This window comes from Ruegeria sp. BJ5, from assembly GCF_056537865.1.
This window is the reverse complement of record NZ_JBQFSH010000001.1, coordinates 1,253,997-1,274,998: the sequence shown is the minus strand read 5'-3', so window position 1 is coordinate 1,274,998 and position 21,002 is coordinate 1,253,997. Positions and strand designations below refer to the sequence as shown.

Annotated in this window: 16 protein-coding genes; 12 read left to right on the top strand and 4 right to left on the bottom strand. The window is 64.6% G+C overall.

What is annotated here, in order from left to right; translation table 11 throughout:
• Positions 1-142: 142 nt before the first annotated feature.
• The 3 genes from ACR0NY_RS06400 (at position 143) to ACR0NY_RS06390 (ending at position 1,663) form a co-directional block, all read left to right on the top strand.
• Positions 143-493 carry an NUDIX hydrolase gene (locus ACR0NY_RS06400; RefSeq protein WP_254432907.1) on the top strand — a complete coding sequence of 117 codons (351 nt, stop codon included), beginning with the start codon at positions 143-145 and terminating at the stop codon, positions 491-493.
• Positions 494-565: 72 nt separating this feature from the next.
• Positions 566-1,021 carry a DUF1178 family protein gene (locus ACR0NY_RS06395; protein ID WP_170368814.1) on the top strand — a complete coding sequence of 152 codons (456 nt, stop codon included), beginning with the start codon at positions 566-568 and terminating at the stop codon, positions 1,019-1,021.
• 3 nt (positions 1,022-1,024) lie between these two features.
• Positions 1,025-1,663 (top strand): SDR family oxidoreductase, encoded by a 639-nt coding sequence (locus ACR0NY_RS06390; RefSeq protein WP_170337552.1) that lies wholly within the window; start codon positions 1,025-1,027, stop codon positions 1,661-1,663.
• Here ACR0NY_RS06390 and ACR0NY_RS06385 read toward each other — a convergent pair.
• Entirely contained in the window at positions 1,657-2,013 is a 357-nt protein-coding gene (locus ACR0NY_RS06385) for a hypothetical protein (RefSeq protein ID WP_093962729.1), read from the bottom strand. The two genes, ACR0NY_RS06390 and ACR0NY_RS06385, sit on opposite strands and share 7 nt — an antisense overlap.
• Before the next feature lie 166 nt (positions 2,014-2,179).
• Here ACR0NY_RS06385 and ACR0NY_RS06380 point away from each other — a divergent pair, with 166 nt between their 5' ends.
• The 6 genes from ACR0NY_RS06380 to ACR0NY_RS06355 all read left to right on the top strand — a co-directional run bounded on the left by ACR0NY_RS06380 (position 2,180) and on the right by ACR0NY_RS06355 (position 10,990).
• Positions 2,180-3,418: an aspartate kinase gene (locus ACR0NY_RS06380; protein WP_170362969.1), complete on the top strand. Its 1,239-nt coding sequence runs from the start codon at positions 2,180-2,182 to the stop codon at positions 3,416-3,418.
• Positions 3,419-3,464: 46 nt separating this feature from the next.
• Positions 3,465-5,708, top strand: a complete 2,244-nt coding sequence (gene ptsP, locus ACR0NY_RS06375; RefSeq protein WP_170368813.1) for a phosphoenolpyruvate--protein phosphotransferase — start codon at positions 3,465-3,467, stop codon at positions 5,706-5,708.
• Positions 5,709-5,854: 146 nt separating this feature from the next.
• Complete coding sequence (gene zwf / locus ACR0NY_RS06370) at positions 5,855-7,300, top strand: glucose-6-phosphate dehydrogenase (protein ID WP_170337966.1); 1,446 nt, start codon at positions 5,855-5,857, stop codon at positions 7,298-7,300.
• A gap of 1 nt (position 7,301) precedes the next feature.
• A complete protein-coding gene (gene edd / locus ACR0NY_RS06365; protein ID WP_170337557.1) occupies positions 7,302-9,107 on the top strand; it encodes a phosphogluconate dehydratase in 1,806 nt (601 codons plus the stop codon).
• 4 nt (positions 9,108-9,111) lie between these two features.
• The gene (locus ACR0NY_RS06360) at positions 9,112-9,747 is read left to right on the top strand and encodes a bifunctional 4-hydroxy-2-oxoglutarate aldolase/2-dehydro-3-deoxy-phosphogluconate aldolase (protein ID WP_093962724.1); all 636 of its coding nucleotides are present in this window, start codon (positions 9,112-9,114) and stop codon (positions 9,745-9,747) included.
• A 52-nt stretch (positions 9,748-9,799) separates the two neighbouring features.
• The gene (locus ACR0NY_RS06355) at positions 9,800-10,990 is read left to right on the top strand and encodes a pyridoxal-phosphate-dependent aminotransferase family protein (RefSeq protein ID WP_170368812.1); all 1,191 of its coding nucleotides are present in this window, start codon (positions 9,800-9,802) and stop codon (positions 10,988-10,990) included.
• Here ACR0NY_RS06355 and ACR0NY_RS06350 read toward each other — a convergent pair.
• Positions 10,987-12,096: a pyridoxal phosphate-dependent aminotransferase gene (locus ACR0NY_RS06350; protein WP_170368811.1), complete on the bottom strand. Its 1,110-nt coding sequence runs from the start codon at positions 12,094-12,096 to the stop codon at positions 10,987-10,989. The two genes, ACR0NY_RS06355 and ACR0NY_RS06350, sit on opposite strands and share 4 nt — an antisense overlap.
• Positions 12,097-12,240: 144 nt before the next feature.
• Here ACR0NY_RS06350 and ACR0NY_RS06345 point away from each other — a divergent pair, with 144 nt between their 5' ends.
• Positions 12,241-13,023, top strand: coding sequence for a crotonase/enoyl-CoA hydratase family protein (locus tag ACR0NY_RS06345; RefSeq protein WP_170368810.1), 783 nt, complete (start codon positions 12,241-12,243; stop codon positions 13,021-13,023).
• A gap of 26 nt (positions 13,024-13,049) precedes the next feature.
• Here ACR0NY_RS06345 and ACR0NY_RS06340 read toward each other — a convergent pair whose 3' ends face one another.
• Positions 13,050-14,216, bottom strand: coding sequence for a benzoate/H(+) symporter BenE family transporter (locus tag ACR0NY_RS06340; RefSeq protein WP_254432906.1), 1,167 nt, complete (start codon positions 14,214-14,216; stop codon positions 13,050-13,052).
• Positions 14,217-14,344: 128 nt separating this feature from the next.
• Entirely contained in the window at positions 14,345-17,506 is a 3,162-nt protein-coding gene (locus ACR0NY_RS06335; protein WP_170368809.1) for a valine--tRNA ligase, read from the bottom strand.
• Between the two features lie 145 nt (positions 17,507-17,651).
• Here ACR0NY_RS06335 and ACR0NY_RS06330 point away from each other — a divergent pair, with 145 nt between their 5' ends.
• Positions 17,652-19,943 carry a xanthine dehydrogenase family protein molybdopterin-binding subunit gene (locus ACR0NY_RS06330; RefSeq protein ID WP_170368808.1) on the top strand — a complete coding sequence of 764 codons (2,292 nt, stop codon included), beginning with the start codon at positions 17,652-17,654 and terminating at the stop codon, positions 19,941-19,943.
• Positions 19,921-21,000 carry a DUF2235 domain-containing protein gene (locus ACR0NY_RS06325; protein WP_170368807.1) on the top strand — a complete coding sequence of 360 codons (1,080 nt, stop codon included), beginning with the start codon at positions 19,921-19,923 and terminating at the stop codon, positions 20,998-21,000. Before ACR0NY_RS06330 ends, ACR0NY_RS06325 begins: the two co-directional genes overlap by 23 nt.
• Positions 21,001-21,002 lie beyond the last annotated feature (2 nt).

Sequence of the window (21,002 nt, the reverse complement as noted above, 5' to 3'; positions counted from 1 at the left end):
AGAAGAACAAAGCAAGAGGCGGGGCAGCGTGAAAAACGCAGGGCTGTCACCAGATATTCTGTCCGAAACCGGGGCATTTCCGGTTCTGCCGCAGTCTGCGGCTCTATGCTACCGGCTTCGGCGCGGGGTGCCTGAGATATTGTTGATCACGACCCGGGGGTCGGGGCGGTGGATCATCCCCAAAGGCCGCATGATCGACGGCCTTAGCGGGGCTGAGACCGCAGCGCAGGAAGCCTGGGAAGAAGCCGGTGTGACAGGCCGCTGTGAGACGCGCAGTATCGGGCAGTTCTCTTTCGACAAACACCACCGGGATCTGGGGCGGGTGACATGTGTCGTTGATGTCTACCCGTTGCTTGTCGCCAAGACGGCGGATTGGTTCCCCGAAGTCGCCGAGCGGCGGCGTAGATGGATGCTGCCCGAAAAGGCAGCACAAGCGGTTTCGATCGACGGGCTTTCCGGGCTGTTGCGGTCAAATGCGCTCAATCCTCATTGAACCGCCTCTGTAAAGACTTGATATTGCCATGTCTGTCAGTATCTATTGGCCCACCGACATTTTGGGCGACAGATGATTCAATATTCACTGAAATGCTGCAATGGTCACGCGTTTGACAGTTGGTTCCAGTCTGCGGACGCTTACGACAAGCTGTCCAAGGCTGGACTGGTCTCTTGCGCGACTTGCGGCAGCACCCAGGTCGAAAAGGCGATCATGACGCCGCGGGTCCAGTCTGCGCGCTCATCTGCTGCAATGCCGCGCGCGGAGAACAGTGATCGACCCGAAGCCCAGCGCCAACCGACCAAGGCCGAGATAGAGCGCGTTCTCAACGCCCTGCGCGCCAAGGTCGAGGCGAATTCCGATTATGTCGGCCACGAATTTGCGCGCGAGGCCCGCAAGATACATCTGGGCGAGGCCCCGGAGCGCGCCATCTATGGCGAGGCCAGGCCGGAAGAGGCCAAGGCCCTGATCGAAGATGGGGTTCCCGTGGCCCCTCTGCCGTTCATTCCAAGCCGAAAGACGAACTGAACCGTGCATCTTGTTATCACCGGCGCCAATCGCGGCATTGGGCGTGCTCTTGCTGAATGCTATCGTGGCCGCGGCGATACTGTCACCGGCACCGCACGGGACGATTCCGCCGATATTCGTCTGGACGTTACCGACCCGGCGCAACAGGCGCAGATGGCGCGCAAGTTGGATGGCCAGCCCGTAGATCTGTTGATCTGCAATGCAGGTGTCTATCTGGACAAAGGCCAAACAATCGACGGCTACCCTGCCGAGATGTGGGGCCAGACCTTTGCGGCCAACGTCACCGGGGTGTTTCTGACCATTCAGTCCTTGTTGCCCAATCTGCGTGCGGCGCGCGGCAAGATCGCGATCATCTCGTCGCAGATGGCCTCGCACACGCGGGCGCCCGGGGGCAGCTATATCTATCGGGCCTCCAAGGCGGCTGTGCTGAACCTTGGGCGCAACCTGGCGGTGGATATCAAGGACGATGGCATCGCCGTCGGCATTTATCACCCGGGATGGGTGCAGACGGACATGGGCGGTCAGGCCGCCGACATCACCGTGTCACAGGCCGTTGCCGGGTTGACCGAGCGTTTCGATGCGCTGAGTTTGGACTCCACCGGCTGCTTTGAAACCTGGGACGGGCAGGCACACCCTTACTGAGCGGCCAGCGCTGCCTTGGGGATCTCGTAGACTTCACCGGGATCGATGAAAATCACCAGAATTTCGCCCCGCGTTTCCGAAGTGATCTTCGACGTCGAGCTGCTGGAATCCGGCTTTCCATCGGTGAAATAGATGCGGCGTACCTCCCCAGTATCCAACTGAACCGCCAAAGTTGCAGTGCCATCATCCTTGCGCCGCAACTCGGCAGGGCAATTTTTCAACGGCTGGCCCGCCAACGCGGCGCAGGGGACCGTTCCCAACGCGTTCTGGCCGTCCGTTCCGGACAGTGAAGCCACCTGAGCCATAGCCGGGCCGGACATCAGCACACAGGCGAAAACAAAACGCAGCATGGTTTTCCTCATGGTTTAAATCCTTGACGATACGCTGACATTGCTGCCGGTCCTTGTAAAGCGTTGCGCTGCAGTGTCCCGACTTTCTATGTACCCTTGCTCTTGCGTGTTGCCTCGCATAAGACGCACGGGACCGGAAATCCAAGGCGCGGAGACATTTGCCCCCATGCCCGTACTCGTGATGAAATTCGGCGGCACATCCGTCGCCAACCTCGACCGCATCCGCCGCGCGGCCAAGCGCATCGGCGTCGAAGTGGCCAAGGGTTATGACGTCATCGTCATCGTGTCGGCCATGTCAGGCAAGACCAACGAACTGGTGGGTTGGGTCGACGAGATCTCGCCGCTGTACGACGCACGCGAATATGATGCCGTGGTATCCTCGGGCGAGAATGTCACCGCCGGTCTGATGGCACTGACGCTGCAGGAAATGGACATTCCCGCCCGCAGCTGGCAGGGCTGGCAGGTGCCGCTGCTGACCGATGGCGCCCATTCGGCGGCGCGGATCCAGGATATCCCGACCGACAACATCAACCAGAAGTTCGGCGAGGGGATGAAGGTCGCCGTGGTGGCGGGCTTTCAGGGTCTCAGCCCCGAAGGGCGGATCACCACGTTGGGCCGGGGCGGTTCGGACACCACTGCCGTGGCTTTTGCCGCCGCCTTCGACGCCGAGCGCTGCGACATCTACACGGATGTGGACGGCGTCTATACCACCGATCCGCGCATCTGCGAGAAGGCGCGCAAACTGGACAAGATCTCGTTCGAGGAAATGCTCGAACTGGCCTCGTTGGGGGCCAAGGTGCTGCAGACCCGCTCGGTCGAGCTGGCGATGCGGTACAAGGTGAAACTGCGTGTTCTCTCGAGCTTCGAGGAACAGTCCGACGAGGCCGGAACCCTGGTCGTCGACGAGGAGGAAATCATGGAATCCAATGTAGTCTCGGGTGTGGCCTATTCGCGGGACGAGGCCAAGATGACCGTCGTGTCGGTTGCCGACCGCCCCGGCATAGCCGCGATCATCTTCAACGCGCTCAGCGATGAGGGGATCAACGTCGACATGATCGTGCAGAACATCTCGGACGAGGGGCGCACGGACATGACCTTTTCCTGCCCCACCAACCAAGTGGCGCGCGCCGAAAAGGCGCTGTTGGCAGTCAAGGAGCGTGGCGAGTTGAACTATGCCGAGCTGGTCGCCGACACCGATGTGGCCAAGGTTTCGGTGGTGGGCATCGGCATGCGCTCGCAGTCGGGCGTGGCGGCCAAGATGTTCAAAGTACTCTCGGATGAGGGGATCAATATCAAGGTCATTACAACCTCCGAGATCAAAATTTCCGTCCTCGTCGACCGGAAATACATGGAACTTGCCGTTCAGGCGCTGCATGATGCCTTTGAACTGGAAAAGGCGGCCTGAGCATCTCGGCCAAGGTCCCGCCTGACACCGCAGAGTAGATCGGGCGATGGCAGACGGAATGGAAACAGAATCCCGCAAGCTGCTGGGGCGGCTGCGCGAGGAGATGGCAAGCGAGGCGGCCGGTCAGGAGCGTCTTGACCGGATCACGCATCTGATCGCCGACAGCATGCGGTGCGAGGTATGTTCGATCTACCTGTTCCGCGACGACGAAACCCTGGAGCTGTGTGCCACCGAAGGTCTTGCTCCCGAGGCCGTTCACCAGACCCGGATGCGTCTGGGCGAAGGTCTTGTTGGCCGGGTGGCCAAGTTCGGCAAGGTCGTCAACGCCGCCGATGCGCCCTCCGAGAAAGGTTTTCGGTACATGCCGGAAACGGGCGAGGAGCGGTTTTCATCGTTCTTGGGTGTGCCCATTCAGCGGCTGGGGCAGAAGCTTGGGGTTCTTGTGGTCCAGTCCCGCGCTCAACGCGAGTTTTCCGCGGATGAGGTCTATGCGCTTGAAGTCGTGGCAATGGTTCTTGCGGAAATGGCCGAATTGGGTGCGTTTGTGGGCGAAGGTGCCGCCCTTTCACCGCTGCATCAGCAATCCATTTTGCTGCGCGGTGGCCCGGCACAGGAGGGCTCGGCCGAGGGGCATGTCTGGCTGCACGAGCCGCGCGTCGTCGTCACCAACCCGATCGCCGACGATCCACATCGCGAGCTGGAGCGGCTGAACGAGGCGGTCGAAGAGCTGCGCGTAGGCGTCGACAAGATGCTTGAAATCTCGCGGGGCGGTGACACCGAACAGCTGCAGGTTCTGGAAGCCTACCGGATGTTCGCCAATTCCAAGGGCTGGATGCGCCGGATGGAAGAGGACATCGCCCGCGGTCTCAGCGCCGAAGCGGCGGTGGAAAAGGAACAGTCGCAGGCCCGCGCCCGGATGAGCCAGGTTACGGATCCCTATTTGCGCGAGCGTCTGGCGGATCTGGACGATCTGTCCAACCGTCTGCTGCGCATCCTGACCGGGCAGGGCGGGTCGAAAGGTAAAGAGCTGCCGCCCGATCCGATCCTTGTGGCGCGCAATATCGGCCCGGGTGACCTGCTGGAGTATGGCCGTTCGCTGAAAGGTGTCGTGCTCGAGGAGGGCTCGGTCGGCAGTCATGCCACCATCGTCGCCCGCGCTCTGGCCATCCCGCTGGTGGTGCATGTGGGCCGGATCACGACCGAGGCCTTGAACGGCGACCACATCCTGGTTGACGGCGACGAGGGCGTTGTGCATCTGCGCCCTGAAGATACGGTGGTCAGCGCCTTCCGCGACAAGATGGCCATGCAGGCCGAGGCGCAGAAACGCTATGCCTCGATCCGCGAAACCCCGACCGTGACCAAGGATGGCGAGCGGATCAATCTGGTGATGAATGCCGGCCTGATGGCCGACCTGCCGTCGCTCAAGACATCCGGGGCCGAGGGTGTAGGCCTGTTCCGCACCGAATTGCAGTTCCTGATCCGCAACCAGATGCCCAAACGGTCCGAGTTGGTGGCGCAGTACAAACGCGTTCTGGATTCGGCCGATGGCAAGCGCGTAGTATTCCGTACGCTGGATATCGGGTCGGACAAGGTTCTGCCCTACATGAAACATGTCGCCGAGCCCAACCCGGCGCTGGGTTGGCGCGCCATTCGTGTGGGCCTGGACAAGCGCGGCGTGATGCGGATGCAACTGCAGGCCCTGTTGCGCGCGGCGGATGGCCGTCCTCTGACGGTCATGTTCCCGTTTGTCGCCCAGGCCGACGAATACCGCGAGGCCCGTTGGGAAGTGAACAAGACGCTGGAGCGCGAAAAGCGCTTGGGTCATGTCCTGCCAGAAACGCTGGAAGTAGGGGCGATGCTGGAAACACCGTCATTGGCCTTCGCCCCCCAGAAGTTCTTTGACGAGGTCGATTTCATTTCGATCGGCGGCAACGACCTGAAACAGTTCTTCTTCGCCGCCGACCGTGAAAACGAGCTGGTGCGCCGCCGCTATGACACGCTGAATGTCAGCTTCCTCAGCCTGATCGAGCGCATCGTCGAACGGTGCGGAATTTCCGACACGCCGCTGAGTTTCTGCGGCGAGGATGCCGGCCGCCCGATCGAGGCACTGTGCCTGGCGGCGATGGGTATCCGCACCCTGTCGATGCGCCCGGCCTCGATCGGACCGGTCAAAAGCCTGCTGTTGCGGTCCAACCTGCAGGATGTCCGCAAGATCATCGCCGACGCGCGCCATCGCGGCGAACAATCGGTGCGCCCGGCGATCATGGAGTATCTGCGCGACAACGGCTGAGGCCATGATGACCGCGAAAAAAGGCCCGATTCCGAAATCCGGGCTTGCTTTTTGGGCTTGGTCTTTCTATCCAAGCCACGAATGTTAGCGGTAACAGGGTGTCTGGCTGCAGACCGCGCCGGATTGTCCGAAGAAGGGAGCCAGCCATGGTTTCACGCGTAATCCCGGTAGATCCGTTCGACCTGGTCCTGTTCGGCGCGACCGGAGATCTGGCCCAGCGCAAGATCCTGCCTGGCCTCTACCATCGCTTCGAAGTGGGGCAGATGCCCGAAGATGCGCGCATCATCGGGACCGCGCGATCGGATATGGACGATGACGGGTTCCGCGCGCAGGTGCGCAAGTCGATGAAGGAATTCGCTCCGTCCTTCAAAAAGGACGTGCTGGACCGGTTTCTGGCCCGGGTCGAATACGTGCCCGTGGATGCGCTGGGCGAAAACGGCTGGGACAAGCTGGCCAAATCGCTGCGCCCCGACGTGGTGCGCGCCTTTTATCTGTCGGTCGGTCCGAAACTGTTTCCCGGCATCGCACAGCGCCTGCATGATCACGGGCTTGCCACGCCCGACAGCCGCATCGTGGTCGAGAAACCCTTTGGCCATGATCTGGCCTCGGCCAAGGCGCTGAACGAAGGTCTGCGCGCCTGTTTCGAAGAGCATCAGATCTATCGGATCGACCATTACCTGGGTAAGGAAACGGTGCAGAACCTGATGGCGCTGCGCTTCGCCAACTCGCTGTTCGAACCGCTGTGGAACGCGACCCATGTGGATCATGTCCAGATCACCGTTGCCGAAACCGTCGGGGTCGAAGGGCGTGGCGCCTATTACGACCAGTCCGGCGCGATGCGGGACATGGTGCAGAACCACTTGGTGCAGCTTTTGTGCCTGACCGCGATGGAGCCGCCTTCGACCTTCTCGCCCAACGCGGTGCGCAGTGAAAAGGTTAAGGTGATCGAGGCACTGGAACCTGTCGCCCCGACCGACATCGCCCGCGGCCAGTACCGGGCGGACAAGGGCGGCGACGGCTATGTCGATCATGTGGGCAACCCCGACAGCCTGACCGAAAGCTATATCGCGCTGAAGGTGCGCGTGGGCAACTGGCGCTGGTCGGGGGTTCCGTTCTATCTGCGCACGGGCAAGCGTCTGCGCGCGCGTGAATCCGAAATCGCGGTGTTTTTCCGCGACCCGCCGCACACAATCTTTCCCAATGTCGGCCCGCTGCACGGCAACGTTCTGGTGATCCGCCTGCAGCCCGACGAAGGCATCACCCTGCGCACCACGATCAAGGATCCCGGCCCGGGCGGCTTCCGCCTGACGGACGTGGCGCTGGACATGAGCTTTGCCGAGGCACTTGGTGCTGATGTGCGCGCGCAGGACGCTTATGAACGGCTGGTGATGGACGTGATCCGTGGCGACCAGACTCTGTTCATGCGCGGCGACGAGGTCGAGGCCGCCTGGGCCTGGGTCGATCCCATCATCAAGGGCTGGGAAGAGCGCGGCGACCGTCCCTCGCGCTATGATCAGGGCAGTTCCGGCCCAGAAGACGCATTGATGCTGATGCATCGCGACGGACGCCGCTGGCGCCAGATCGGAGGTTGAGATGGTTCACAACGTCATCACCGATGTCACCCAAAGGATAATCGAGCGAAGCGCCGATCCCCGCCGCACCTATCTGCAGCGGATGGAGCAGGCCCGGTCCGAAGGGCCGGCGCGCGCGCACTTGTCGTGCAGCGGCCAGGCCCATGCCTATGCCGGTGCAGGGGCCGATCAGCAAACGATGGCCACGACCAGCGTGGGCAATCTGGGCATCGTCACCGCCTATAACGACATGCTGTCGGCGCATCAGCCGTTCGAGCGCTATCCCGAACTGATCCGGCGCGCGGCCCGTGCCGCGGGCGGCACCGCGCAGGTGGCGGGCGGGGTGCCGGCCATGTGCGACGGGGTCACGCAAGGTGAGGCCGGGATGGAACTGTCGCTGTTCTCGCGCGACGTGATCGCGCTCGCGGCGGCGGTGGCGCTCAGCCACAATACATTTGACGCGGCGGTGTTCCTGGGGGTCTGCGACAAGATCGTGCCGGGGCTGGTGATCGCAGCGCAGAGCTTTGGCCACCTGCCGGCGGTGTTCCTGCCCGCCGGCCCGATGACCAGCGGCCTGCCCAATGACGAAAAGGCCAAGGTGCGCCAGAAATTCGCCGCCGGCGAAGCCACCCGCGAAGAACTGATGGCCGCCGAGATGGCCGCCTATCACGGGCCGGGCACCTGCACCTTTTACGGCACCGCCAACACCAACCAGATGCTGATGGAGTTCATGGGCCTGCACCTGCCGGGCTCCAGCTTCGTCAACCCCAACACGCCGCTGCGCGATGCGTTGACCGAGGAAGGCGCCCGCCGTGCCCTGTCACTCAGCGCGCTGGGCAACAACTACACGCCGGTGTGCCAGATCCTCGATGAACGGGCCTTCGTGAACGGCATCGTGGGGCTGATGGCCACGGGCGGGTCGACCAACCTGCTGATCCACCTGATCGCCATGGCCCGTGCCGGGGGCATCGTGCTGGACTGGCAGGACTTCTCGGACATCTCGGGCGTCGTGCCCCTGGTCGCGCGGGTCTATCCCAACGGTTTGGCCGACGTGAACCATTTCCACGCCGCGGGCGGTCTGGGGTATACCATCGGCACGCTGCTGGATGAAGGCTTGCTGCATCCCGACACGCTGACCGTGGCGGGGCAGGGGCTGCGCCACTATACGCAGGAGCCCAAGCTGATCGATGGCGCGCTGGTCTGGGAGGACGGCGCCGGCCACAGTCTGAACGAAAAAATCCTGCGCCCGGCCAGTGACCCGTTCCAGCCCACCGGAGGCCTGTCGCGGCTGAGCGGCAACCTGGGTACCGGCGTGATGAAGGTCTCGGCCGTGGCGCCCGAACACCAGGTGGTCGAGGCCCCGGTGCGCGTCTTCCACGACCAGGACGAGGTCAAGACCGCGTTCAAGGCGGGCGAGTTCACCGACGATGTCATCGTCGTGGTCCGTTTTCAGGGGCCCAAGGCCAACGGCATGCCCGAACTGCACTCGCTGACGCCGCTGCTGTCGATCCTGCAGGGGCGCGGGCAGAAGGTGGCGTTGGTGACCGATGGCCGCATGTCGGGGGCCTCGGGCAAAGTGCCCGCGGCGATCCATGTCTGCCCCGAGGCGCTGGACGGCGGCCCGATCGCCAAGCTGCGCGATGGCGACCTGCTGCGCGTCGACGCGGTGCGGGGTCAACTTGAAATCCTGACCCCCGGCGTGCTGGACCGCCCCGCCGCCACCGCCGATCTTTCGGCGCATCAATACGGGGTCGGCCGCGACCTGTTTACCACGTTCCGCAACGCCGTCGGCTCGGCCGATGCCGGTGCCAGCATTTTCGGAGCCTGAGCCTATGTCCGCAAAAACTCAACGCACACGCGAGATCTGCGCATTGGCGCCCATCGTCCCGGTTCTGGTCGTCGATGACGCCACCCATGCCCGCCCGCTGGCCGAGGCTCTGGTGGCCGGTGGCCTGCCCGCGCTCGAGGTGACCTTGCGCACGCCCGCCGCGCTGGACGCGATCCGCGCCATGGCGCAGGTGCCCGGCGGGGTCGTGGGGGCCGGCACGCTGGTCACGCCCGACGATGTCCGCGCCGCAAAAGAGGCGGGCGCGCAATTCGGGGTATCGCCCGGTGCCACCGACGCCCTGATCGCCGCCTGCGAGGCCGAGGGCCTGCCGCTGCTGCCCGGCGCGGCCACTGCGACCGAGGCGATGCGCCTGCTTGAGCAGGGCTATGACATGCTGAAATTCTTCCCGGCCGAAGCCTCGGGCGGGGCGCCTGCGCTCAAGGCGATCGGCGCGCCGCTGCCGCAGATCACCTTCTGCCCGACTGGCGGTGTGTCGCCCGCCAACGCGCGCGACTACCTGTCCCTGCCCAACGTGATCTGCGCGGGCGGCAGCTGGGTTGCGCCGAAACAGATGGTTACACAGGGTAACTGGGCGGGGATCGAAACCCTCGCGCGTGAGGCCGCCGCCCTGATGGATTGACCTCGCCTAACTGGGCGCTAGGGTGGGCGCCATTACAGGCAGGTTGATCCACATGACAGACAATATGTCCCTCGCCCAAGGGCGAAATTATCTGGCCATTCCGGGCCCTTCCGTGATTCCGGACGCGGTGCTGCAGGCCATGCACCGCCCGTCGCCCAATATCTATGCCGGTGAACTGGTCGAGATGATGCCCGACCTGACGGCCGACCTGCGCCGCGTGGCCCGTACACGGCACGAGGTGGCGATCTACATCGCCAACGGCCACGGCGCGTGGGAGGCGGCGCTGTCCAACGTTCTGGCGCCGGGGGAAACCGTGCTGGCTCCGGCTTCGGGGCGGTTCACCCATGGCTGGGCGGAAATGGCCGAGCGTCTGGGCGTGAAGGTCGACATGATCGATTTCGGCCCCTCCGACCCTTGGGATATCGACCGGATTGCACAGGCCCTGCGGGCTGATGCCGACCACCGGATCAAGGCGGTTCTTGCGGTGCATGTGGACACGTCCAGTTCCATCCGCAACGACATTCCGGCGCTGCGGGCGCTGTTGGACGACCTGAACCACCCGGCATTGCTGATGGCGGATTGCATCGCCTCGCTGGGCTGCGACCGGTTCGAGATGGATGATTGGGGCGTCGATGTCATGGTCACCGCCTGCCAGAAGGGGCTGATGACCCCTGCGGGCATGTCCTTCGTGTTTTTCAACGACCGGGCCAAGGCCAAACGGGCCGCGATGCCGCGGGTTTCGGGCTATTGGGACTGGCAGCCGCGATCAGAGCCCGACTGGTTCTATCAGTATTTCGGCGGCACCGCGCCGACGCACCACCTGTACGGCCTGCGCGCCGCCTTGGACCTGATCCATGCCGAGGGGATTGAGCAGGTCTGGGCCCGCCATGCGCGGCTGGCACAGGCTGTCTGGGCCGCCTGCGAGAAGTGGGCCGAGGCCGGGGCGCTGCACCTGAACGTCGGCGATCGCGCGCATCGCAGCCATGCCGTCACCGCCCTGCGCCTGACCGAGGGTCGCGGCACGCCCCTGCGCAGCTATACCGAGCGGCACCTGGGCTTGACCCTTGGCATCGGGCTGGGCATGGCGGACGAGGAATCGTGTTTCCGGCTGGGCCACATGGGCCATCTGAACGGGCACATGGTCATGGGCCTGCTGGGCGGCATCGAAACCGCCATGACCGCGTTGGAGATCCCGCGCGGGTCCGGCGCGCTCGAGGCTGCGGCGGCGGTTCTGGCAGGTTAAGCGCTGAGTGCTGCCGCCAGCGCCTGCGGCAGGGCGGCGGCAAAGGCGTTCAAGTGGGCTTCGGTGCCGCAACTGACGCGGATGCAGCGGTTCTGCGGGGCCGCAAAGGGCATCCGCACGAAGATCCCCTGCGCCACCAGCGCATCCAGCACCGCCTTGGCAAATGCTCCGTCGCGCCCGCAGTCGATCGCCACGAAATTGGTGGCCGAGGGCAGCGGGGTCAGTCCGTTGTCACGCGCGATCGCGCCGATCCGGTCGCGGGCCGAGACGATGCGCGCCTTTACCTGCGCCAGCCAGTCCTGATCGTGCAGGGCGGCCAGCGCCCCGGCTTGCGCCATGCGGTTCATACCGAAATGGTTGCGCACCTTGTTGAAGGCCGAGATCAGCTCGGGCGCTCCGATCGCATAGCCGACCCGCGCGCCGGCCATACCGTAAACCTTGGAAAAGGTGCGCATCCGGATCACGCGCGGATCATCCGCCGCGACCGGCGCAGCGGTGCCGTCGGGTGCACATTCCACATAGGCCTCGTCCAAAACCAGCAAACAGCCGTCCGGCAGGGCGTCCAGCGCCGCGACGATGTCCGCGCCGCGATGCCAACTGCCCATCGGGTTGTCCGGGTTGGCCAGATAGACCAGCTTGGCCCCGACCTCGGCCGCCTTGGCGAACAGGGCGGCCGGGTCCTCGTGATCGTTGGCATAAGGTACCTTGTGAATCGCCCCGCCATAGCCTGCGACATGGTAGTTGAAGGTGGGATAGGCCCCGTCCGAGGTCACGACCGCATCGCCCGAACCGACCATCAAACGCACCAGGTAGCCCAGCAGCCCGTCGATGCCTTCGCCGACCACGATGTTGTCAGGGCTGATCCCGTGATGATCGGCCAGCGCTTGGCGCAGATCGTGGTTCTCGGGGTCGCCATACATCCAGATGCCGTCAGCGGCCTGCCGCATCGCCTCGATCGCGCAGGGCGAGGGGCCGAACACGCTCTCGTTTGCGCCCAGCCGGGCCACGAAGGGCGCGCCGCGCTGGCGCTCCTGCGTCTCGGGGCCGACGAAGGGCACGGTTGCGGGCAGGGATTGGGTAAGCGGGGTGTATCTGGGTCCGGTCATGGGCGCAGATAATCCCAAGGGCATAGCCGGGGCAAGCCTTGCATGGGGCCGGGCCGTCCGCGCCGATCTGCCCTCACGTCGGGCTGGCGTCGGCTGCGGGTTTCGGGGCATGGTTTGCCCGGAACATCAAACCCGGAGGCCCAGATGGCGCGCGTATCAGTCGAATACAGGAACCACATCGCCCATGTCACCCTGACCCGCGGCGACAAGATGAACGCGCTGGACGATGCGATGATCAAGGCGATCCTGGCGGCGGGGCAAGAGGTCGCCGCCTCGGACGCCCGTGCCGTGGTGCTGTCGGGCGAGGGCAAAAGCTTCTGCGCGGGGCTCGACATGGCCAGTTTCGCGGCCATGGCGCACAAGGACCCGACCGAGTGGCTAATGACCCGCAGCCATGACGACGCGAATGAGATGCAGGAACTGGCGCTGATCTGGCGCCGCGTGCAGGTGCCGGTGATCTGCGCCATTCAGGGCGTGGCCTATGGCGGTGGTCTGCAAATCGCGCTGGGCGCCGATATCCGCATTGCCCATCCCGACGCCAAGCTGGCCGTGATGGAGATGAAATGGGGCATCATCCCAGATATGGGCGGCATGGTCCTGTTGCCGAAACTGGTGCGGTCCGACGTGCTGCGCATGCTGACCTATACCGCGCGGCCCATCGGTGCCGCTCAGGCCGCCGACTGGGGGTTGGTCACCAGCCTGTCGGATGATCCGCTGACCGAAGCCATCGCGCTGGCCGAGGATATCGCGGGCAAGAGCCCCTCGGCCATCCGCGCCGCGAAACGCCTGATCGAGGTGGCCGAAACCAAGTCGCGCGCCGAGGTTCTGCTGGCCGAATCCGCCGAACAGGTCGAGCTGATCGGCAAACCCGACCAGATGGAAGTGGTGATGGCCCAGATGCAGGGTCGCAAGCCCGAGTTCAAGTAAACTCGCGGGCCGCGGCCAGGTGGGCCTCAGCCCCGCAGGCGCGTCGTCACCCAATAGGCGATGCCGCCTGCCAGCAGACCCCAGACCGCCGCGCCCAGGCCAAACACGGTGATGCCCGAGGCGGTGATGGCAAAGGTCAGGATCGCGGCTTCGCGCTCGGCCGGAACCTCGAGCGCGGCGAAGGTGGCATTGGCCATGACCCCGATCAGCGCCACGCCGGTCAACGTGCCCATCAGCATCGGATCGGCATGGGCGGCAAACCCGGTTATGGCCACGGCGAACATCCCGAATAGGCAATAGAACACCCCGGCCATGACAGCCGACCAATAGCGCTGATCCCGGTCGGGGTGGCTGTCCTCGTTCGAGCACATGGCGGCGGTGATGGCCGCGAGGCAGGTCGCCGGCGCGCCGAAGGGGGCCGACAGGATGCTGGCCCCGCCCACGGCCGAGAATAGCCGCCCTGCCACCGGGGCATAACCAAAGCTGCGCATGACCGCGATGCCGGGAATGTTCTGCGTGGCCATCGTGACCACGAACAGCGGCACCCCGATGCCGATCATCGACGCCACCGAGAATGTGGGCGTGGTCCAGACCGGCGCGGCCAGCAGGTGGTCGGGGCGGACCGACGGTCCGTCAGAGAACAGAACTACGACCAGCGCGGCGGCCAGCACGGCGGCGGGGACCGCCAGCAGTCTGTGCACACGTCCGGCGATGAACCAGGTCAGGATCACCGGCAGGGCCTGCCAGGGGATCTCGACCGCGGCCTGAAACGGGACGATGCACAGCGGCAGCAGCACTCCGCCCAGCATCGCCTGCGCCAAGGAGGTGGGAATCGCCGCCGCCAACCGTCCCAACGGGCGCCACATTCCGGCCAGCACGGTCAGCGCACCCGCAAACAGGAACGCGCCGATGGCATCTGAGAAACCCGCGGCCGGCGCGGCCGAAACCGCCAGCAGCGCCGCACCGGGCGTGGACCAGGCCACGCTGATCGGCTGGCGGTACCACAGGCTGAGCACGATCGCCGCCAGCCCCATGGCAAGGGCGGCCATCATCAGCCCCGATGCCGCCTGCGGCCCCGAAGCGCCCATGGCGTCCAGCCCCTGCAGGACAATCGGAAAGGAACTGAAAAAGCCGACTACGGCCACGACCAGCCCGGTTGAAACGGTCTGCATCGGCGGAAAGGGTCTGGACATGGGGGCCTCGGTGGATTGGTTCCGAGATTGCTAGCAACCGTTTGGCCCGGTGAACAGGGCCGGGTGGAAAAAAACCCGCCGGGCGTGCGCGGCGGGGTTTCGTCAAGCGTGTGCGAGGGGCTGACGGATCAGGCGATCTCGGCCAGTCGGGCCAGCGCCTCGTTGATGCGGGCCTCTTCCTCTTCGCGGGCCGCCAGGTTGGCCTTGGCCTCTTCCACCACCTCTTCCGGGGCCGAGGCCACGAATTTGGGGTTGTTGAGACGCCCGCGCAGACCGCCCAGTTCCTTGGCCAGTTTGCCCTTGGCTTTTTCCAGCCGTTCCTTCTCGGCGCCGATGTCGATGATATCGGCCAGCGGCAGGCCAAAGGACGCGCCGGGCGCCGCGATCGAGATCGTGCCCTTGGGCAGCGTGTCGGCCTTGGTCAGGCTGTCGATCCGGGCCAGCCGCTTGATCAGCGCCTCGTTCCGGTCCCAGGCGGCCTGGCCGTGGGCGTCGATCTCGGTCACCAGCATCGGCACGTACAGGCCCGCCGGGACGCGCATCTGGGCGCGGGCCGAGCGGGTGTTCTCGATCACCGAGATCACCCAGTTCATCTCGCGATCCGCGTCGGCGTCGACCAGATCGTCGGCGGCATAGCTGGGCCAGTCGGCATGCACCAGCATCTTGGCACGGGTGCCGGTCAGGCCCCACAGCTCTTCGGTGATGAAGGGCATGATCGGGTGCAGCAGGACCAGGCACTGATCCAGAACCCAGCGCATGGTGGCGCGGGTCTCGGCCTGGGCCTCGGCATCGTCGCCCTGCAGCAGCGGTTTGGACAGTTCCACGTACCAGTCACAGACCTTGCCCCAGACAAAGGCATAAAGCGCATTGGCCGCGTCATTGAAGCGATAGCTCTCCAGCGCCGCGTCGACCTCTTCCCGCACGCGGGCGGTTTCGCCGATGATCCAGCGGTTTACGGCGGCCTTGGGCTGCAACTCGGCCACGTCCAGTTGCGGGACGGCGTCGGTAAAGACCTCGTTCATCTCGGCAAAGCGGACGGCGTTCCACAGCTTGGTGCCAAAGTTGCGATAGCCGGTGATGCGCTCGCGCGACAGTTTCAGCACGCCGCCGATGGCCGCCATCGACGCGTTGGTAAAGCGCAGCGCGTCGGCGCCGAACTCGTCCACGATTTCCAGCGGGTCGATGACGTTGCCGGTGGTCTTGGACATCTTCTTGCCCTTCTCGTCGCGGACGAGCTGGTGCAGATAGACGGTGTGGAACGGAATTTCGTTCACCACGGCCAGCTGCATCATCATCATCCGGGCGACCCAGAAGAATAGGATGTCGAACCCGGTGATCAGGACATCGGTGGGGAAGTAGCGCTGCAACTCCTCGGTCTGTTCGGGCCAGCCCAGCGTGCCGATGGGCCACAGGCCGGACGAGAACCAGGTGTCCAGCACATCCGGGTCACGCCAGACCGGATAGACCAGCTTGGTCGGATCGCGGTCGATGGCGTATTGCGCCAGGCTTTCGGCGAACCGGTGGATCGCCTCGTGCTTGTCGGCCACCTCGATCACCGTGGCGTGGCTGAGCGGGCTGGGAATGTCGGCATTGTCATCCAGGAATTTTCCGGTGACGTCCTCGAAGCTGGCGGCGCACTCCATGACCGCGCCCCGGTGCAGCATGCCGCCTTCGTTCAGCAGCCGGCCCAGTTCGACCAGGTCCAACTCGCCGTCGTTTTCGTCATCCTTGAAATCCTCGGCCGACAGGTCCAGCCCGTACCAGACCGGAATCTGATGCCCCCACCACAGCTGGCGGCTGATGCACCAGGGTTCGATGTTTTCCAGCCAGTGGTAATAGGTCTTTTCGCCCGATTCCGGGATGATCTTGACCCGGCCATCGCGCACGGCGTCCAGCGCGGGGCCCACGATCTTTGACGTCTCGACGAACCACTGGTCGGTCAGCATCGGCTCGATCACCACCTTCGAGCGGTCGCCGAAGGGCTGCATGATCGGTTTGCTCTCGACCAGCGGCACCAGCGCGTCCGCGCCTTCGGCATCGGGTTTCAGCGCGGTCGATCCCAGGCGCGGATCATCCGCACGGGTCATCACGGCCAGACCTTCGGCGGTGATCTCTTCGACCACCTTGGCGCGCGCCTCGAATCGGTCCAGGCCGCGCAGGTGGTCGGGCACCAGGTTGATCGCGTCGATCTCGTTCTCGGTGAATTCGCGCCCGCGGGCATATTCCTGGGCCTTGGCGGCTTCGTCCGCGTAGGGCGCGCCGTCGGCCCGCATGTGGCCGCGCGTGTCCATCAGGCGGTACATCGGGATCTTGCCGCGCTTGGCCACCTGATAGTCGTTGAAATCATGCGCGCCGGTGATCTTCACCGCGCCCGAGCCGAAATTCGGGTCGGGGTATTCGTCGGTGATGATCGGGATCTGGCGGCGATGCTCTTTCGGGCCCACCGGGATTTCGCACAGCTTGCCGACGATGGGCGCATAGCGTTCGTCCGACGGGTGCACCGCAACCGCGCCGTCGCCCAGCATGGTTTCGGGGCGGGTCGTGGCGATCGAGATGTAGTCGCGCTCTTCCTCGAGGATGACGTTTCCGTCCTCGTCCTTTTCGACGTAGGTATAGGTCTCGTCCCCAGCCAGCGGGTACTTGAAGTGCCACATATGGCCGGCGACCTCGATATTCTCGACCTCGAGGTCCGAGATCGCGGTCTCGAAATGCGGGTCCCAGTTGACCAGCCGCTTGCCGCGGTAGATCAGGCCCTTGTCGTACATGTCGACAAAGACCTTGATGACCGCGTCATGGAAATTGGGGCTGTTTTCGTGGCCCGTGCGGGGGTCGCCGGCCGCACCGGCCATGGTGAAGGCGTTGCGCGACCAGTCGCACGAAGAGCCGAGGCGTTTCAGCTGCTCGATGATGGTGCCGCCGTATTCGCCCTTCCACTCCCAGACCTTCTCGAGAAACTTCTCACGGCCCAGTTCGTTCCGGCTGGGTTGTTGCGTGGCGGCGAGCATCTTCTCGACCTGCATCTGCGTGGCGATGCCGGCATGGTCCTGCCCAGGCTGCCACAACGTGTCGAACCCGCGCATCCGGTGCCAGCGCGTCAGGATGTCCTGCAGGGTGTTGTTGAACGCATGGCCTACATGCAGCGCGCCGGTCACGTTCGGCGGCGGGATCATGATGCAAAAGCTCTCGTCGCGCGACTTGTTCGCGCCTGCCTTGAAGGCTCCGGCCTCTTCCCAGGCCTTGTAGATCCGGGCCTCGGCCTCGGCCGCGTTGAATGTCTTGTCCATCGCCATCGGGTGCGTCCTGCGTCATCGATCTTGGGTCAGCGCCTGCAATAGCGAATGGCGGCGGGAAGGGAAAGGGCCAAGCACCCCGCGCACTGGACATCCGCCGCATCAAGGCTAGGGTCGCGGTCTGAGGCAGTGAAAGGGGCGCGTCATGGAAAAGTTTGGCAAGAGCCAACTGGTCACCCGGACCGAGGATCAGCGGTTCCTGACCGGGCACGGGCGCTACATGGACGATACGGTGCCACCCGGCGCGCTGCACGCTGTGTTCTTTCGCAGCCCGGTGGCGCATGGCGACATCAGCGGGCTGGACCTCGGCGCCGCCCGCGCCGTGCCCGGTGTGCGGCTGGTGCTGACCATCGATGACCTGATCGCCGCCAGAATCGACCCGGTGCTGAGCGCCACGATCCTTGTCAACCGGGACGGCACCCGCGCCGCCAATCCGCCGCGCCACATGCTGGCCCGCGACCGGGTGCGCTTCGTCGGCGAGCCGGTGGCGATGGTCGTCGCCGAGACCCCCGCGCAGGCCCGCAACGCGGCCGAGCTGATCTGGATGGATACCACCGACCGCCCCGCCAAGCTGGACCTTGCGCCGGGTGGTGAGTCGCTGCACCCCGAGGCCCCCGACAACCGCGCCTTTGACTGGGCCGTGGGCGACGAGGCCGCGACCCAGGCCGCCTTTGACGCCGCCGCCCATGTCGTGTCGCTGCAGGTGGCCGACAACCGGGTGATCGTGAACTCGATCGAGCCGCGCGGCTGCAACGCGGTCTGGTCCGACGGGCGGCTGCATTTCAGCTATGGCGGGCAGGGTGTCTGGGGGATGAAGGCGCAGCTGGCCGACAAGCTGCGGCTGGATCCGCAGGCCGTCCATGTCACCACGCCCGATGTGGGCGGCGGGTTCGGCATGAAGGCGATGCCGTATCCCGAGTATTTCTCGGTCGCGGTGGCGGCGATGCAACTGGGCCAGCCCGTGCACTGGATGTCGGACCGAACCGAGGCGATGCTGTCCGACCACCACGGGCGCGACCTGACCTCGCTGGCCGAACTGGCCTTTGACGAGGACCTTCGCATCACCGCCTACCGGGTCCACAGCCGCTGCAACCTGGGCGCCTACAACAGCCATTTCGGCCAGGCGATCCAGACCAACCTGTTCAAATGCGTGCTGCCCGGCGTCTATGACGTGCAGAAAACCTATCTGCGAGTCGAGGGGTTCTATACCAACACCACCCAGGTCGATGCCTATCGCGGTGCCGGCCGCCCTGAAGCGATCTATGTGCTGGAACGCGCGATGGACTGCGCCGCGCGCGAGCTGGGCGTCGACCCGTGGGAGCTGCGCCGCCGCAACTTCATCCGGCCCGAGGCCTTTCCCTATGTCTCGGCGACCGGTGAAACCTATGACGTGGGCGATTTCGGAATGGTCCTGTCCCGCGCCGCCGAACAGACCGCCGGTTTCGCCGCGCGCAAGGCCGCCGACGCCGAACGCGGTCTGATCCGGGGGCAGGGGCTTTGTTACTATATCGAAAGCATTCTGGGTGACCCTTCCGAAGGCGCAAAAGTCGAATTCTGTCAGGACGGAACCGTGAGTCTTTATGTCGGGACGCAATCGAACGGGCAGGGGCATGAGACGGTCTATGCCCAGTTCCTGTCGGACCAGACGGGAATTCCGGCCGACCGGATCCGTGTCGTACAGGGTGACAGCGACCGTCTGGCGCAGGGCGGCGGTACCGGCGGATCGCGCTCGGTCACGGTCCAAAGCGCGGCGACGCTGGTCACGATTGACCAGATGATTGCCGCATTCACGCCCTATCTGGCGGATAAAATGGGGGTCGAAGAAAGTAATGTGACCTTCGACCATGAAACCTTTCGCGCGCCGGGGTCGAACCTGACGCCCACGCTGATCGAAGCGGCCGAGATGGCCCGCGCGGATGCCCGCACCGACCTGCTGCAGCACGAGGCCCGCACGCGGCTTGAGGCGCGCAGCTATCCCAACGGCGCCCATGTTGCCGAGATCGTGATCGACCCGGAAACCGGCACGACGACGGTCGACCGCTATACGGTCGTCGATGATTTCGGCAATCTCATCAACCCCATGCTGGCCGAAGGGCAGGTGCATGGCGGGGTGGCTCAGGGTATCGGCCAGGCGCTGTGCGAGCACGTGGTGCATGATGGTGAGGGGCAACTGCTCACGGCAACGTTCATGGATTACGCCTTGCCGCGCGCCGCTGACATACCCATGATTAGGTTTACCTCGGCGCCGGTTCCGTCGACCGCCAACCCCATGGGAATGAAAGGATGCGGCGAGGCAGGCACCGTTGGCGCATTGGCCGCGGTTGCAAATGCGGTGCAGGATGCGCTCTGGGATCATGGGGTGCGGCAGGCGGACATGCCGTTCACTCCGGTCAAGGTTTGGGAATTGTTGTCGAATGGTACTGTCGCGGTTCGGTAAAAAGATACTTGGATGGCTCGGCCGCCCCCTGCGGTCGGAGCATTCTGCCGAAACGCGCCACCGCGAACCCATCAGTCATGTCATCATCCTGGACGGAACGATGTCTACCCTGGAGCCCGGCTTCGAGACCCATGCTGGCCAAACCTTTCGGTTGTGCTGTGAAATGGGCAATCAGGTCTCGGTCTTCTATGAAGCGGGCGTGCAATGGGAGAGCTGGAAATCCACGCTGGATGTGATGATGGGGCGGGGGATCAACCGCCAGATCCGCAGGGCCTACGGCTACCTTGCCTCGCGGTACAAGCCCGGCGATCGGATCTACTTCATCGGCTATTCCCGCGGCGCTTATGGTGTACGCAGCCTTGCCGGCGTCATCGATATGATCGGGCTGTTGCGTGCCGAGCATGCCACCGAGCGCAACATCAAGCAGGCCTACCGACATTATGAGTGCAATCCGGGCGGGCAGGCCGCACAGGACTTTCGCCGGAACTTCTGCCACGAAGGCGTCGAAGTTGAGATGATCGGCGTCTGGGACACTGTAAAGGCATTGGGACTGCGCCTGCCATTACTGTGGCGCATGGCCGAAGAGCGGCATTCATTTCACAACCACCACCTTGGGCCGTCCACCCGCCACGGGTATCACGCGCTGGCGCTGGATGAAACGCGAGAGGTCTTCACGCCGGTCCTTTGGGCGACAGCACCGGATTTCCGCGGTCACTGCGAACAGGTCTGGTTCCGCGGCACACATGGTGACGTCGGGGGGCAACTCAGCGGGTTCGAGCCCGCGCGACCGCTGGCCAATATTTCGCTGGTGTGGATGCTCGACAAGGCCGAGTTGCATGGTCTGCCGCTGCCTGAAGATTGGCGCAACCGCTTTCCCACTGATCCGCATGCACCGTCGGTCGGGACGTGGCGGGGTTGGGGCAAGATCTTCCTGCTACGCAAGCATCGCACCGTAGGTCAGGACCCGTCCGAACGCCTGCATGTCTCGGTTTCGCCCGGCGAACTGCCCAAATGGGTGAATTTGCCGGCAGGGCCGCATTCACATCCGGCGCAGTAACG